Annotated in this window: 10 protein-coding genes; 5 read left to right on the top strand and 5 right to left on the bottom strand. The window is 69.0% G+C overall.

The window, feature by feature from the left end:
- A partial coding sequence (locus EBL85_RS15040; RefSeq protein WP_223806167.1) for a bifunctional 2-polyprenyl-6-hydroxyphenol methylase/3-demethylubiquinol 3-O-methyltransferase UbiG occupies positions 1 to 841 on the top strand: 841 nt, incomplete at its 5' end.
- On the opposite strand, the gene EBL85_RS15035 is transcribed toward EBL85_RS15040, so the two are convergent.
- The 3 genes from EBL85_RS15035 to EBL85_RS15025 form a co-directional block, all read right to left on the bottom strand.
- Positions 838 to 2,040, bottom strand: a complete 1,203-nt coding sequence (locus EBL85_RS15035) for a hybrid sensor histidine kinase/response regulator (RefSeq protein WP_123143326.1) — start codon at positions 2,038 to 2,040, stop codon at positions 838 to 840. The two genes, EBL85_RS15040 and EBL85_RS15035, sit on opposite strands and share 4 nt — an antisense overlap.
- Before the next feature lie 79 nt (positions 2,041 to 2,119).
- Positions 2,120 to 5,482, bottom strand: coding sequence for a response regulator (locus tag EBL85_RS15030; RefSeq protein WP_123143325.1), 3,363 nt, complete (start codon positions 5,480 to 5,482; stop codon positions 2,120 to 2,122).
- A gap of 109 nt (positions 5,483 to 5,591) precedes the next feature.
- Positions 5,592 to 6,734: an alpha-hydroxy acid oxidase gene (locus EBL85_RS15025; RefSeq protein WP_123143324.1), complete on the bottom strand. Its 1,143-nt coding sequence runs from the start codon at positions 6,732 to 6,734 to the stop codon at positions 5,592 to 5,594.
- A 266-nt stretch (positions 6,735 to 7,000) separates the two neighbouring features.
- Here EBL85_RS15025 and EBL85_RS15020 point away from each other — a divergent pair, with 266 nt between their 5' ends.
- A complete protein-coding gene (locus EBL85_RS15020; protein WP_165913410.1) occupies positions 7,001 to 8,656 on the top strand; it encodes a methyl-accepting chemotaxis protein in 1,656 nt (551 codons plus the stop codon).
- Here EBL85_RS15020 and EBL85_RS15015 read toward each other — a convergent pair.
- Positions 8,646 to 9,440 (bottom strand): ABC transporter ATP-binding protein, encoded by a 795-nt coding sequence (locus tag EBL85_RS15015; RefSeq protein WP_062271624.1) that lies wholly within the window; start codon positions 9,438 to 9,440, stop codon positions 8,646 to 8,648. The genes EBL85_RS15020 and EBL85_RS15015 overlap by 11 nt on opposite strands.
- Positions 9,441 to 9,450: 10 nt before the next feature.
- Positions 9,451 to 10,266 (bottom strand): ABC transporter permease, encoded by an 816-nt coding sequence (locus EBL85_RS15010; RefSeq protein WP_223806166.1) that lies wholly within the window; start codon positions 10,264 to 10,266, stop codon positions 9,451 to 9,453.
- Positions 10,267 to 10,701: 435 nt separating this feature from the next.
- On the opposite strand from EBL85_RS15010, the gene EBL85_RS15005 reads away from it, so the two are divergent.
- The 3 genes from EBL85_RS15005 (at position 10,702) to EBL85_RS14995 (ending at position 15,063) form a co-directional block, all read left to right on the top strand.
- The gene (locus tag EBL85_RS15005; protein ID WP_223806165.1) at positions 10,702 to 11,856 is read left to right on the top strand and encodes a GNAT family N-acetyltransferase/peptidase C39 family protein; all 1,155 of its coding nucleotides are present in this window, start codon (positions 10,702 to 10,704) and stop codon (positions 11,854 to 11,856) included.
- A complete protein-coding gene (locus tag EBL85_RS15000) occupies positions 11,849 to 13,357 on the top strand; it encodes a RimK family protein (RefSeq protein WP_123138948.1) in 1,509 nt (502 codons plus the stop codon). The genes EBL85_RS15005 and EBL85_RS15000 overlap by 8 nt, the downstream gene beginning before the upstream one ends.
- A 185-nt stretch (positions 13,358 to 13,542) precedes the next feature.
- A complete protein-coding gene (locus tag EBL85_RS14995) occupies positions 13,543 to 15,063 on the top strand; it encodes an RsmB/NOP family class I SAM-dependent RNA methyltransferase (protein ID WP_123143322.1) in 1,521 nt (506 codons plus the stop codon).
- The last annotated feature ends 188 nt before the right edge of the window (positions 15,064 to 15,251 follow it).

Genomic DNA, 15,251 nt, shown 5'->3' with positions numbered 1-15,251 from the left:
CACGGGACGCCCGCGCCGCGGGCGTCCCGTTGTTCGTTCATCCCCGGCGGCCATGCGTGCCGCCGCGCGCAGGAGCGACGACTGCCTCATGGTCGACACCAACCGTTACGGGCCATTGGCCGCCCGGGTCTATCACCTCGACAAGCCCATCGGGCGTTCCTTCGGTGACATCGAATACTATGCCGAGCGCCTGGCCGAGTGCCCGGGGCCAGTCCTCGAGCCGGCCGTCGGCAATGGTCGGGTGCTGATCCCGCTGCTGGAGCGCGGGCTCGACGTCCGTGGCGTCGACACCTCGGCGGAGATGCTCGCGCACTGTCGCGAGGCGTGCGCGACGCGCGGTTTGTCGGCACCGCTCGAACGGCAGGGCTTCGAGGACTTCTCCTCAGCCCTCGCGTTCGCGGCGATCATCGTCCCCGCCGGCTCCTTCCAGCTGATCACCGATCCCGGTCGGGCGCGTGCCGTGCTGCGCCGCTTCCGTGCCGCGCTGCGTCCGGGTGGGCGGCTGATCCTCGATCTCGAACCACTCTCGGCGCTGACCGCGCCGCCCGGCGCGGCGCGCCACTGGCGCGATGGCGCGGACCTGCTCACCCTGACCGAGCAACGGGTGGAGACCGATCCCGTGCGCCAGACGACCTGCTCCCAGCTCCGCTACGAGCTGTGGCGCGACGGCGCACTGGTCGCCACCGAGATCGACCTGTTCGCGCTGCGCTTCTGGGGGATACTGGAGTTCGAGCTGGCGCTGCGCGAGGCCGGGTTCGAGGCGGTCGAGGTCGTTGTCGATTATCGCCGCGGCGCCGCGCCGAGCGCACAGGCCGGGATGTTCACCTTCGAGGCGCGCTAACCGCCTTGGAGCCCGTGACCGGCCGGGCCGGGCACAGGCTGTCCGCGTCCGAGCCGCACGGCGAACCAGAAGGTGCTGCCTCGACCCGGCTCGCTGCTGCAGCCGGCGCCGCCGCCGAGTCGCTCGGCGATCTTCTTGACGGTCACCAGGCCGAGCCCCGAGCCTTCGTGGCGCCGGCTCATCGAGTTGTCGGCCTGCTCGAACAGGTTGAACAGACGTGCTCTCACCTCGGGGCCGAAGCCGACCCCGGTGTCGGTGACGGTGAAGCAGACCCTCAGGGCCTCGTCACTGCGCTCCTCGATCTGCATGGCGATCTCGATGCTGCCGTGTTCGGTGAACTTGATGGCATTGTCGAGATAGCAGTGCAGGGCGTGACGGATCCACTCGGCATCCCCGCTCACGGGCTCGTTCAGTGCCGCCACCCGGGTCTCGACGCTTAGTCCCTTGGCGCCGATCCGCGTTCGCAGCGGTGCGACGACCTCCTCGACCAGTGTCGCCGGGTCGAGCGGTTCGGGGTGGGTGGCGAGCATTCGCGAGTCGAGTTCGGTGACGCGCAGGACCGCATCGAACATGCCGGTCAGGCGATGTGCCGAGTCGACCACCTGATCGATCCAGGCGTTGCACTTGGGATTGTCGGGCTGGGTCTGGATGAGCTGCAGCAGACCGACGATCTGGTGCACCGGGGTGCGCATCTCGTGCGACATGTTGTGCAGGAAGTTGCTCTTGGCGCTGTTGGCCGCCTCGGCTGACTCCTTGGCCCGTTGCAGCTCGCCGGTGCGTTCGGCGACCTTGCGTTCGAGTGACTCGTTGAGTGCGAGCAGCGCCTGCTCCTGCTCCTTGAGCGCGAGCTGCAGGGCGATGCGTGATTCGAGCACGTCGAGGTTGACCGGCTTGTGGATGAAGTCGGCCGCGCCGCTGCGCAGGGCATCGGTCTCGCTCTCGGCGGTGTTGGCGGCGGTGACGAAGATCACCGGGATGGCCTGGGTGGCGGCATCCTGTTTCAGTCGCGCGAGGACCTCGTAGCCGTCCATGCCCGGCATCTTCACGTCGAGCAGGATCAGTGCCGGACGCTGGGCGTGGGCGAGCTGCAGTGCCTCCTCGCCGGAGGTCGCGGCGAGCACCTCGAAGCCCTGCATCAGGCGCTTGCCGATCACCAGGATGTTCTCCGGTGCATCGTCGACGATCAGGATGGTCTTCACGCTGCGGCCTCGTGTCGTGTCCTGGTCCAGGGACGTCACCTGCCTCGTGCCGCCAGGTCTCGGCGCGGGGCATGGGCGTTCAGGTGCCGGGCGAGGCGCGCGATGACTCGATGATGTCGAGCGCCTGATCGAAGTGCAGTGCCCGGATCGCCGCGTCCAGGGCGGCGAAGTCGGCGCTCGCGAGCGTCGCCTCGAGCCCGGGGGCGAGCGTCTCGAAGGTGGCCACCGCGGTGAGTCGGTGGGCGGCAAGGTCATCGCGCAGTTGTGTCAGCGCCTCTTCATCGACAGCAGCCCCCGGATCGGGGGCGTTCGTCCCCGGCCTCGTCGCGCGCGCGTCTTCTTCCACATAAGGGTGGAGGCGGGTCTCGAGATCTCGAAGGGTCCGGGCGAGTTCGTCGAGAGGAGCGACGAGCGGTGCTGGGTCTGCTTGCCTGAGCTGGAGCTCGACCGACCGGGCCTGTTGTTGCAGCGCCTCGGCGCCGATCAGTCCGGCGTTGCCGGCGAGCTTGTGCAGCCGGTCGGCGAACGCCTGTCTGGTCGGCGCGTCGCTGGCCGGTGCGGGGGCTGCGCGGAGATCGGCAAACTCCCTGAGCAAGCTGCGACAGGTCGACCGGAACAGCGCCCAGTCGCCATCGAGTCTGGTCTCGACCTCGCGCATTCGCAGCCCCGGGATGGCCGGCCAGTGCGTCGCCGGTGCGGTCTCACCGGCGTACTGGGTGACCGGCAGCGCGGCGCCGCGCGCCAGTTCGATGTGACGGCGCAGGGTGCGCACCATCTGGTCGGGCTCGAAGGGCTTGGTGAGATAGTCGTTCATCCCCGCGGCGAGCGCGCGCTGGCGCTCGCTGGAGAGTGCCCCGGCGGTCAGCGCGATGACCGGCAGTTGCTCCAGGCACAACTGGTTGCGGATCGCCCGGACCGTGGCGATACCGTCCATGATCGGCATCTGCACGTCGAGCAGCACCGCGTCGAAGCCTTGCTCCGGCTGGTCGAGCAGCTCGAGCACCTCCTGACCATTGGTGCAGGTTCGCACCTCGGCGCCCTGACGCTCGAGGATACGGCGCGCGACATCGAGATTGAGCACGCTGTCGTCGACCAGCAGCACCCGGGTGCCCGGCAGCCACTGGATGTGGTTGGCGTCGAGACAGGTCCCCTCCAGCACCCGGTCCTGGTGGCCGGGGCGCTTGACCACCGCGGAGTTGACCTGGTTGAAGAGCGTCGAGCTGTCGACCGGCTTGACCATGATGCTGTCGGGCAGGTCGGCGTTGGGCTCGGCCTCGAGCGCTTCGGTGTCCTGGGCGGTGATCAGGATGGCGGCGGGAAGTTGGTCGGTGCCGATGTGGGTGCGTAGCCGATCGAGGGCGGTGAGGCCGTCGAGTCCGGGCATCCGCCAGTCGACCACCAGACAGTCGACCGGCTGTTGTGAGGCGTCGCGCCCGAGCACATGGTCGATCAACGCCTCGCCGTCGGCCACCCCGTCGGCGTTCCAGCCGAGCGAGGTGGCCATGGCGATCAGCGCCTCGCGCTGGTCGGCGTCGTCCTCCGCGACCACCACCTCCAGGCGGCGTATCCCGCTCTCGAAGACCGCCAATTGGTCGGTGTCGGGCAGGTCGAGCGGGAGTTCGATGCGGAAGGTGCTGCCCACGCCCTCGGTGCTCTCCAGTGACACGCGTCCATCCATCTGCTCGACGGTCTGACGGACGATCGCCAGCCCCAGTCCGCTGCCGCCGAAGCGGCGGGTGGTGGACTCATCGGCCTGGACGAAGGGGGCGAACAGCCGCTCCTGGGCCGCCGCCGGGATGCCGATGCCGCTGTCCTCGACCTCCAGGCGGAGCAGGATCCGGTGGTCGTGTCGGCTGGCGGTCGCGCGCAGCGTGATGCCACCACTGGCGGTGAACTTCACCGCGTTGGTCAGCAGGTTGAGCAGCATCTGGCGCAGCCGGGTGGCGTCGCCGACGAGGATGTCGGGGACGTCGGTGGCGATGTTGAGGTCCACGGTCAGCCCCTTCTCCGTGGCCTGCTCGGAGACGATGCGCAGCGACTCCCGACAGAGGTTGCCGACGCTGAAGGGGATCTGCTCGAGCACCAGCTCGCCGGCCTCGATCTTCGACAGGTCGAGGACATCGTTGACGATGCCGAGCAACGCCTTGCCGGCCGACTGGATCTTGGTGACATAGTCGCGTTGCTCGCCGCTGAGCGGCCCGATACCGAGCAGATGGCCGAGCCCCAGCACCGCGTTCAGCGGGGTGCGGATCTCGTGACTCATGTTGGCGAGGAACTGCGACTTGGCGGCATTGGCCTGCTCGGCGGCGTCGCGGGCCCGCTCCATCGACTCCTTGAGCGCCAGCTGCAAGCGCGCCTCGCGCTGCAGCGCGGCCATGCGCGAGGAGAGCCAGGCGATGACCGCGATCAGCAGATAGGCGGTGGCATTGACCAGCAGGAAGTCGGACCAGGCGTTGTGCCGGATCTCGCCCAGTGCCTGGTCGAGCGGGTAGATCGCGTGCAGGGTCAGCGGCTTGCCGTCGCCGAGGCTGTAGATCCGTCGCGAGTCGACGATGAAGATGCGGTCGGTGTCTCGCGCGCGCATCAGCCGCGCGCCCTCGAAGCCGGCGGGGTACTCGGCGGGGGTGAGGAACGCGAAATCGCCCTGCCAGCCGGAGACCGGGCCGGGGGCGTATTCGTGCTGGAAGGCCGCGGCGCCGGGATGGAGCAGATAGTGACCATGACCATTGGTCAGGAAGTAGCGGGTGGCGTCGTCGCTGCGACCGAGTTCGTCGAGCAGGGCGCCGAACTCGTAGTTGACCACGACGACGGCGAAGGTCTCGCCGCGGGCGTTGGCCACCGGGGTCGAGACCCGTACCGTCGGTCGATGGGGCTCCTCGAGCCTGCCGTGTTCGCGGTTGAGTTCGATCTCCGAGACCACCAGGGTGCCGGGTGGGGCGGCGATGGCCTCGATGAAGTAGGGGCGGTCGCCCTTGTGCTGAAAGCTGTCCTCGGCGGGGATGCGGGGCGTGCCGCTGGCGTCGCGCTCGACGCGGATCAGCTCGAGACCGTCGCTGGCGGTGCCGATGAAGCGGGCCTGGAACACCCGTGGCTCGGCCCTGAGGAAGCCGAGATAGATCTGGTCGAGTCGGTTCTTCCACACCGAGAAGGTCTCGCCGTTGACCGGATCGACGCCACCGTGGAGCAGCACCCGGGCGATCCCCGGCACCGGTGGGACCGAGGCGAGGAACTCGGTCATCCGCTTGAGATGACTGATCTCGCGATCGAAGACCGTGGCCTTGAGCGCGAGCTGGCTCTGTTGCTGGAAGGAGATGGCGTTGAAGAAGGAGCGCCCGGACTGGACCTGGGCGTACCAGTAGGTGCCGAATGAAAAGGCCGCCGCGGCCATGATCGCCAGGGGCCATGCTGCACGCGATCTCAGTGTTCTTCCTGGCTCGACCATGGCGCCTCCGTGTCGCGGCGAGGAGTGTCGTTGAAGCTAGTCGATAATGCCGTGCTTCGCGACCTCCCGGTGTTCGGCGCGCTCGTGCCCCGATGATCTGCGTCGCGACTCAGTCGCGCATGACGATGTCGGCGGCAGTGATCTCGGCGATGTCGCGATGACCGATGAAGGCCATGGTCAGTTCGGTCTCCTCGTGGAGGATCTCGAGCATGCGGCTGACCCCGGCGCGGCCATCGGCGCCGAGCCCGTAGACCAGCGGGCGCCCGATCATCACCCCGCGCGCGCCGAGCGCGCGGGCGCGGATGACGTCCTGGCCGGTGCGCACGCCGCTGTCGAGCCAGACCTCGATGTCCCCGCCGACGGCCTCGACGATCTCCGGCAGCACGCTGATCGAGGAGCGCGCGCCGTCGAGCTGACGCCCGCCGTGGTTGGAGACGACGACGGCATCGGCGCCGAGCGCGACACAGGCGCGCGCGTCCTCGGCCTCCATGGTCCCCTTGATGATCAGCGGCCCGTCCCACCACTCGCGATAGCGCTTGATGTCGTCCCAGCCGAGCTTGGGGTCGAAGGAGGCGGCGGTCCATTGCATCAGGTCGCGCATGTCCTCGACCCCGGTGGCGCAACCCTGGATGTTGCCGAAGCCGCGGTTGCGGGTGGCGAGCATGCCGAGCGCCCAGCGTGGACGCCGGGCGATATCGATGAGATTGGGCAGGGTCAGGCGCGGCGGTGCGGTCATGCCGTTGCGGTGATCGGCGTGACGCTTGCCGATCATCTGCAGGTCGAGGGTGAGCACCAGCGCCGAGCAGCCGACCGCGCGCGCGCGCTCGATCAGCTTGCGGGTGAAATCGCGATCGCGCTGAACGTAGAGCTGGAACCAGAACGGCTTGGTGGTGTGGCGCGCCACCGTCTCGATCGAGCAGATGCTCATGGTCGAGAGGGTGAAGGGCACGCCGAAGTCCTCGGCGGCCTGGGCGGCCTTGACCTCGCCGTCGGGGTGCTGCATGCCGAGCAGTCCCACCGGGGCCAGGGCGACGGGCATCCGCACCGGCTGGCCGACCAGGGTGGTGGTCAGGGTACGCGGTTCGAGATCGCGCGCCACGCGCTGGCGAAAGAGGATGCGCTGGAAGTCGGCGCGGTTGAGTGCGAGCGTCTGCTGGGTCCAGGAGCCCGACTCGCAGTAACCCTGGAACATCCTGGGGACGCGGCGATGATAGAGGCGTTGCAGGTCGGCGAGTTCGCAGATCACGGTCATGGTGAAGGGTCCTGTCGCTCAAAAACACGAGGCTACACCAAGATCTGCCCGCCGGGTCGGCGTGCCGGCATCGTGTCGACGGCGTGGATTCCGACGAGCGAGGGTTGAATCACGATCAGCGACACCAGTTACCAGTGGGGCAATGCGTTATTGCGGAACGGCTGACGGCGCCAGGCTCCGTCAGCCGAGCCCCCGAAGGTATGCGATCGATGTCGGTCGTTGAGAATGTTCACCCCTTTCAACTCGGACAGGATGGAGGCGTCTCCGTGCAATGGTTTCGTGACCTGAGCTTCCGCTGGAAGCTCGCCCTGCCGATCCTGCTCATCGCCGCGATCATGGTGGTGAACGCGCTCCTCGCCCTCAACGGTATCGCCGCCCTCAAGCGGGAGTCGCAGTCCGTCTCGCGTGGTTTCCTGCCCGGGATCGATGCCCTGATCGAGGCCGATCGCGATCTCTATCAGGCGCTGCTGGCCGAGCGGACTGCGCTCTTCGCCGCCCCGGGTACGCCCGAGTTCGCGGCGGCCCTGGCCTCGCACGAGGAGAACGCCGATCAGGCCAGGACCCGGGTGGGACGCTTCGCCACGGCGATCCGGCTGACCGGGATCGAGCGGCCCGAGGAGATCGAGACCCTGTTGCGAGGCTTCGATCAACTCTACGCTCAGTGGCTGGAGTCGAGCCGGCGGGTCATCCGGTTGCGCCAGGGCGAGGGGCGGGAGGGCGCCGAGGCTTTGAGTTACGGCACGGCCGCCACGCGCTTCGAGGAGATGCGCGAGGTGCTCGACACCCTGACCGAGCGCTCGCTCGTCGCCGCCGACCACGCCAGCGAACGGATCGATCAGGTGGCCCTGGGCTCGACCCTGTCGAGCCTGAGCGGGCTGCTGCTGGGGTTGGTGCTGTGCACGCTGCTGGCGGTGCTGTTTCCCGGCATGATCACCAGGCCGCTGTATCAGATCATCGCGCGGCTGGAAGACATCGCCCAGGGCGAGGGCGACCTGACGGTGCGCCTGAGCGCTGACAGGCGCGATGAACTCGGCCGTCTGGCGGCGGCCTTCAACCGCTTCGTCGACAAGCTCCAGGGGCTGATCGGGCGGATCGCCGGCGCCACCGCGCAGGTCGCTACCGCCGCAGAGCAGGTCTCGACCGTCACCGCCGAGGTCACCGACGCGCTCACCCAGCAGGAGGCGATGACCGATCAGGTGGCCACCGCGGCCAATCAGATGGCGACCACGGTGCAGGTGGTGGTGAGCAATACCAGCGAGGCGGCGCAGGCCGCCGCGCACGCCGATCGCGCCTCACGCGATGGCCAGGCGGTGGTCAATCAGACCGTCGATGCCATGGGGCGCCTGGCGCGCGAGGTCGAGGAGGCCGCCGAGGTGATCCGGCGTCTCGGCAGCGATACCGAGCAGATCGGCTCGGTGCTGGACGTGATTCGCGGCATCGCCGAGCAGACCAACCTGCTGGCGTTGAACGCCGCCATCGAGGCCGCGCGCGCCGGTGAGCAGGGACGCGGCTTTGCGGTCGTCGCCGCCGAGGTGCGGACCCTGGCCAGCCGCAGCCAGCAGTCGACCCAGGAGATCCAGACCATGATCGAGCGTCTGCAGTTGGCCGCGCGGCAGGCGGTCGAGGCGGTCGAGAGCGGTCAACGGCAGGCGCACCAGGGGGTCACCACCGCCAGCGGTGCCGGCGAATCACTGCAGTCGATCGCCGAGGCGGTCGGTCGGATCAACAGCATGAACGGCCAGATCGCGACCTCGTCGGAACAGCAGAGCGCGGTGACCGAGGACATCAGCCGCAACATCAGTCAGATCAGCGAGGTCATGCAGCGCACCGTCCAGGGCGCGCGTCACACCGCCGGGGCGAGCCAGGAACTCTCCAAGCTGGCCGTCGAGCTGCAGAGCCTGATCGGGCAGTTCAGGGTGTGATGATTGAGCGACCGCTCGTGACACGAGACAGACCGTACTGGGCGCGATACTCGGACAGGATGTCTTCCGTCGGGCCGGCGGCGATGATGCGCCCGTGCTCCATCAGCACCGATTTCTCGCACATGCTGCTGAGCAGTTCGTCGTCGTGCGACGAGAGCACGATGATCGAGACCTGCTCGGTGAAGCGTTGCAGGCGCTCGCCGGCCTTCTGCAGGAAGGCCGCGTCACTGGTTCCGATGCCCTCGTCGAGCAGCAGGATGTCGGGCGCGACCGAGGTCGAGATGGCGAAGGCCAGACGCATCTGCATGCCCGCCGAATAGGTGCGGATCGGCAGGTTGAGGAAGTCGCCGAGCTCGGTGAACTCGGCGATCTCGTCCATCTGCGCGCGGATCTGCTTGCGGGTGAGCCCGAGGAAGAGCCCGCGCAGCATGATGTTCTCGTAGCCGGTGCTCTCCTGGTCCATCCCCAGGCTGATGTCGAACAGCGGTACCGTGCTGCCCTGCAGCGCCACCCGGCCGCAGTTGGGCTCGTAGATGCCACCGAGCACGCGCAGCAGGGTGGTCTTGCCGGCGCCGTTGTGGCCGACCAGACCGACGCGCTCGCCGTCGCGCAGCGACAGGTTGATGTCCTGTAACGCCTCGACCACCGAGATGCGATTGCCGCCGGCGTCGGCGCGGATCTGTCCGCCGGTGGCGCTCTGCATCAGCCGGTTCTTCAGCGAGCGGGTGGAGGCGCTGTAGACGGGGAAGGAGACCGAGACGTCGGTCAGTTCGATCGAGGCCATGACGACTTCCTCAGACCCAGTAGGCGATGCGCCAGCGGTAGGCGGAATAGAACAGCAGGGTGACGGCCCAGCCGACCGCGGCGAGCAGCAGCACCGCCAGCCAGTTGGTGAGCGCCGGTGGCTGGCCGAGCAGCGGGGCGCGGATCACCTCGACCAAGTGGTAGAAGGGGTTGAGGTGCAGCAGCAGGGCGCGCCCGGGCAGCATCTCCGGCTTCCAGATCACCGGGGTGATGAAGAACAGCACCTGCACCATGCTGGCGATGATCAACGGCACGTCGCGGAAGCGGGCGCTGAGCAGCCCGAAGAACAGCCCGATCCACAGCCCGTTGAGCAGCAGCAGCGCCAGTGCCGGGAACACCCACAGCAGGCTCCAATCCCAGCTCACGCCGAACCACAGCGCCACCCCGACGAAGACCCAGATGTTGTGGGCGAAGGCGATCAGCGCCGACCACAGCTTGCGGTAGACATAGATCGACAGCGGCGCGTTGAGCTGCTTGATCATCCCCTCGGCGGCGATGAAGGCCTCGCTGCCGTCGAGGATGATCGCCGAGATCAGTCCCCAGATGACGAAGCCGGCGGCGAGGAAGGGCAGGTAGTCGTGCAGGTCCTGACCGAAGATCTGGCCGTAGAGCAGGCCCAGGGCGAGCACCATGATGCCCATCGAGATGGTGATCCAGAACGGCCCGAGCTTGGAGCGGCGATAGCGCTGACGGACGTCGTGCAGTCCGAGCGTTCCCCATAACTCGTAGTGCTTCCAGCCGTTGCGGACATCCGCGAGGGCATCGTGAATCTGTTCGCGGCGCAGACCATGACGGAACTGCCTCACGAGGGATGATCTGCCGCTGTCGGCATCTGTAGACATCAGGGTGGTTCCGGGAGCGAAGTCACGCGGTGGTGGCCGTGGACACTAAGTCGACCGGACACGTCCATGTTCGGCGTCGTGTCGGTCAGCCTCCACATCGCGCCAGAGGATGAGCATGCGGCATGCATCCCGGCGTCATCGCGCCATCGGGGAGTGCCTGCGTGCTTCAAGATTGAGTGAGGACCTATCTTAAAAAAGTGCCCTTAGGTTCACCCCGGGCATTGCTGCGATGGGCGCGGGCCTAAGGAGAAAAAACACTGCTGAGTATATCACGCCTCTTCGGGGGCCTGCTCCGGGTTCTTCCGCTGGGTCTGGCGGCTTTCGTCGGTCGCGCCCCTTGCGTTTCCCCGGCCACGCGCTAAAGTCAGCGCACTTCCTCCCTTGCGCGTGCTCCGACTCGTGCCCGACCCCGAACCCCATTCCCTCACGCCGCCGGTGTCCACCGGCGAGGCCAGCGTGCGTGCCGCCGCGCTCGCCGATCTCGACGAGCTGCTCCGCCTCGAGACCCAGTGTTTCACCAGCGACCGCATCAGTCGCCGGCAATGGCGCTATCTGCTCACCCGTGCCCGGGCGCGCACCCTGGTGGTGACGCGTGCCGATCGGGTGGTCGGCTATGTGCTGCTGCTGTTCAGTCGCGCCACCTCGGTGGCGCGGCTCTACTCGATCGCCGTCGACCCCGGCGCGCGTGGCGAGGGCGTCGGCCGGACGCTGGTCGAGGCGGCCGAGCGCGCCGCCTGGGCGCAGGATCGCGCCTATCTGCGCCTCGAGATCCGGCGTGACAACCGCGCCTCGCAGGCGTTGTTCGAGGGCGCCGGCTATCGTCGCTTCGCGACGCGCGCCGATTACTACGAAGACCGCATGGCGGCGCTGCGCTACGAGAAGCCGCTGGCCCCGGGGTTGAAGCCGGCCTTCGATCGGGTGCCCTTCTACGAGCAGACCCTCGACTTCACCTGTGGCCCGGCCTCGCTGATGATGGCGATGCGGGCGCTGCGCCCGGCACTGGTCCTCGACCGCGCCCTGGAGCTGCGGCTGTGGCGCGAATCGACCACCATCTTCATGACCTCGGGACACGGCGGCTGTGGCCCGCTGGGGCTGGCGCTGGCCGCCGATCGGCGCGGCTTCGCCGTCAGCGTCCACGTCAACGACCCCGGGGTGCCGCTGATCGACTCGGTGCGCAGCCCCGAGAAGAAGGCGGTGATGCGCCTGGTGCATGAGGACATGCTCGCCGAGGCCGGGCGGGTGGGCCTGGCGGTGCACTACGAGCGTCTGCCCCTGGAGGCGGTCGAGCGTCACTGGGAGGGCGGCGCGGTGCCGCTGGTGCTGATCAGCTCCTATCGCATCTATCAGGAGAAGTTCCCCCACTGGGTGGTGGTCACCGGGTTCGACGCGCGCTTCGTCTATGTCCACGATCCCTATGTCGACGCCGAGCGCGGCGAGACCCGGCTCGACTCGATGGACATGCCGATCCAGCGCGCCGAGTTCACCCGCATGGCCCGCTACGGGCGGGTCGGGCTGCAGGCGGTGGTGCTGGTGGCGGAGGCGCATCATGGCTGAGCACCTGCTGGTGGTGGAGCGTCCCGCGGCCTGGGCGGGGCGGATGCCGGGGGTGGCCGTGGTCGACGTGCGCGACTATCTCGCCGGTGGCGAGCATGCCGCGCGGCGCGGGCTGCGGGTGATCAATCTCTGCGACAGCTACCGCTATCGCTCGCTCGGCTACTACTGTTCGCTGCTCGCCGAGGCGCGCGGCCATCGCGTCCTGCCGAGCGTGGCGACCATCCAGGAGCTCTCCAGCCGGGCGCTCTATGCCCTGGCCACCGAGGAGCTGGACATCCGCGTACAGCGCCTGCTCGGCGCCCGGCGCAGCGCGGCGCCGATCGGCGCCGAGACCCATGTGCTCACGCTCTACTTCGGCCACTGCGAGGCCGAGGCGCTGCGCGCGCTGGGGCGGCGCATCTTCGAGACCTTCCCCTGCCCGATCCTGCGTGTGACCTTCCGCCGTCAGGGCGAGTGGCGGATCAGCGCGATCGAGGCCCTGCCGACCTCGTCGCTTCCCGACGAGCCCGCCCGTGCCGCGCTGCTCGCGGCGCTGGGCGCGCACCTGTCGCGCCGTTGGCGCCGCCCGCGCGCCCCGCACCCCTATCGCTACGACCTGGCGGTGCTGCGCGACCCGGAGGAGGAACTCGCCCCTTCGGACCCCGGCGCGCTGGCGCGGCTGGTCCGCGCCGGTCGGGCGCTGGGGGTCAACGTCGAGCTGATCGGGCGGCGCGACTACAGCCGGTTGGCCGAGTACGATGCGCTGTTCATCCGCGAGACCACCCGCATCGCCCATCACACCTTCCGCTTCGCCAAGAAGGCCGAGCGCGAGGGACTGGTGGTGATCGACGACCCACGCTCGATCCTGCGCTGCACCAACAAGGTCTATCTCGCCGAGCTGCTCGCCGCGCACCGCGTCCCGCGTCCGCGCACCCTGGTGTTGCGGCGCGAGACGCTGCTCGAGGCCGAGCGCGAGATCGGCTATCCGGTGGTGCTGAAGATCCCCGAGGGGTCGTTCTCGCGCGGGGTGTTCAAGGCCGAGGATCGCGCCGCGCTGCGGCGCATCGGTGCGCGGCTGTTGCGCGCCTCGGACCTGATCCTCGCTCAGGAGTATCTCTACACCCCCTTCGACTGGCGCATCGGCGTGCTCGGGCGCGAGCCGCTCTATGCCTGCAAGTACTTCATGAGCCGGGATCACTGGCAGATCGTCAAGCACGGGGTCGACGGCGGGTGTGAGGAGGGCGGGTTCGAGACCCTGGCGCTGGAGGCGGTGCCCCCGGCGGTGCTACGGGTGGCGCTGCGCGCGGCCGAGCCGATCGGCGACGGGCTCTATGGCGTGGACATCAAGGAGACGTCGCGCGGTCCGGTGGTGATCGAGGTCAACGACAACCCCAGCATCGACGCCGGCGTCGAGGACGCGGTGCTGGGCGATGCGCTCTATCGTCGACTGATCGAGTTCTTCGTGTGCCGCCTCGACCGTCAGCGCCAGCGCGGCGAGCCGCGCAGGGCCAAGGGGGCGTAGGGCGGGCGCGCGGCGCCGCGCCCAAACCCTTGGCGGCTTTCGCGGCCGCGCGGTTCAATTCCCTGACGGCTGGCCTTGTCGCGGGCGCTTCTCTATCATCGGTCGCCTTCGCTCCGTCCCGTGTCGCCGCGCGGCCCCGTCCGTGCCGGGCGTGCGCGGGTTTCCTGTCACCGAGTACCCGATCCATGACCGACCGATCCCCCCGCGGCAGCGCTGCCGCGTCGTGTACCCCGGCGCAGATCGCCGCCTCCGCGCTGACCCGTTACCGTGACCTGATCGATGACTGGGGCGCCTTCGTCGCCGCCCTCGGGCGTCCACTGGCGCCCTGCATCTGGGCCAACCCGACACGGATCTCGGTGGCCGGGCTGGCGGCGCTGCTCGCCGAGGAGGGGGTCGCGGCCGAGCCGCTGGCGGCGCTGCCCGGCGCGCTGCGTCTCGCCCCCGAGGCGCGCACCGGTCAGCACTGGTGGTATTGCGCGGGGCTCGCGCACGCCCAGGAGCTGGTCTCGCAGCTGCCGGCGCTGCTGCTCGATCTCGCCCCGGGACAGCGGGTGCTCGACATGTGCGCCGCCCCCGGCGGCAAGACCGCGCAGATCGCCTTCGCCCTCGGCAACCGTGGCACCCTGGTCGCCAACGACATCTCCAGCGATCGCATCAAGGCGCTGCAGGGCAATCTCGACCGGCTCGGGGTGATCAACGTCAGCACCACCTGCAAGGATGCCTCGAACTGGCCGCTGCGCGGTGGTCAGTTCGACCGCATCCTGCTCGACGCGCCCTGTTCGAGCGAGGGCACGCTCAGGCGTACCCCCTCGCTGCTCGGCAGGCTGGGGCCGGAGAACGCCGCGCGGCTCGCGCCCAAGCAGCGCTTGCTGCTGGAGAAGGCGGTGCGGCTGCTGCGCCCCGGCGGGCGACTGGTGTACTCGACCTGTACCTTCGCCCCGGAGGAGAACGAGCTGGTGCTCGACGCGGTACTCGCCGCCGCGGGCGAGGGGCTGCGGCTGTTGCCGGCGGCGCTGCCCGGTATCCGCTGCGCGCCGGGGCTCACCGAGTGGCAGGGGCGCGCGCTCGATCCGCGGCTCGCCGGCTGCATGCGTATCTGGCCGCACCACAACGACAGCGGCGGTTTCTTCATCGCGGTGCTGGAGAAGCCCGCCGAGGTCGCGGCGAACCGTCAGGGCCATGTGCCGGTGACGCCGCCCGGCGATCCGGCCGAGATCGCCCCCTGGCTTGAGGGGGTGGCGTCGCGCTACGGCCTGCCCGAGGACATCTGGGCACGCTATCGGGTGCACCGCCAGACCAAGCGCGGTCTGCACCTGAGCGCCGCCGATCACTGCCCGCCGCGGGCGCCGCGTCCCGAGGCCAGCGGCCTGTTCTTCCATCGCACCAATGTACGCCCGCCCAAGCCGACCACCGCCGGGGCGCTGCTGCTCGGGCGCGAGGCGAGCGCGCACCGCATCGAACTCGACGCCGAGCAGCGCGATCGTTACCTGCGCCGCGAGACCTTCGCGCCACACCCCGAGCAGCTCGCCGCCGGCGCCTATGGCCAGGTGGTTGCGAGCTATCGCGGGCACGTGCTGGGGATGGCCGTGGTGCACCGCTCCGGGGTGGTCGAGAGCCTGTTCCCGAGCCGCTGGAGCGGCTGTACCGCGGCATCGGGCGGTCAGCCTTCAGCGGCCAGCCCTCAGCCGCCAGCCACCAGTAATTGAGGCTCGGCGGCTTGCCTTCAGCCGCCAGCGGGTGCGTTATCGTCGCATCATTTAGAGAGAATGAACCGCCAAGATACCGTCTTTCCCGTCAAGCCGCGGAAGCGTAATCGGGCTGGTAGGGACGACGGTTCTTGAACACACCGAAGCAGATGTGGGCGAGTTTCCGCATGGCGGCGCCGAGGGCGACC

The organism is Marichromatium sp. AB32 (assembly GCF_003718675.1).
Taxonomy (GTDB): Bacteria; Pseudomonadota; Gammaproteobacteria; order Chromatiales; family Chromatiaceae; genus Marichromatium; species Marichromatium gracile.
The sequence above is the reverse complement of the archived record's forward strand: the minus strand, read 5'-3'. Positions and strand labels throughout refer to the sequence as shown.

Bases quoted from the DNA above. Each gene is read 5' to 3' on its own strand.
- EBL85_RS15030 (WP_123143325.1), bottom strand. From the start codon at position 5,482: ATGGTCGAGCCAGGAAGAACACTGAGATCGCGTGCAGCATGGCCCCTG.
- EBL85_RS15000 (WP_123138948.1), top strand. From the start codon at position 11,849: ATGGCTGAGCACCTGCTGGTGGTGGAGCGTCCCGCGGCCTGGGCGGGG.
- EBL85_RS15025 (WP_123143324.1), bottom strand. From the start codon at position 6,734: ATGACCGTGATCTGCGAACTCGCCGACCTGCAACGCCTCTATCATCGC.
- EBL85_RS14995 (WP_123143322.1), top strand. From the start codon at position 13,543: ATGACCGACCGATCCCCCCGCGGCAGCGCTGCCGCGTCGTGTACCCCG.
- EBL85_RS15015 (WP_062271624.1), bottom strand. From the start codon at position 9,440: ATGGCCTCGATCGAACTGACCGACGTCTCGGTCTCCTTCCCCGTCTAC.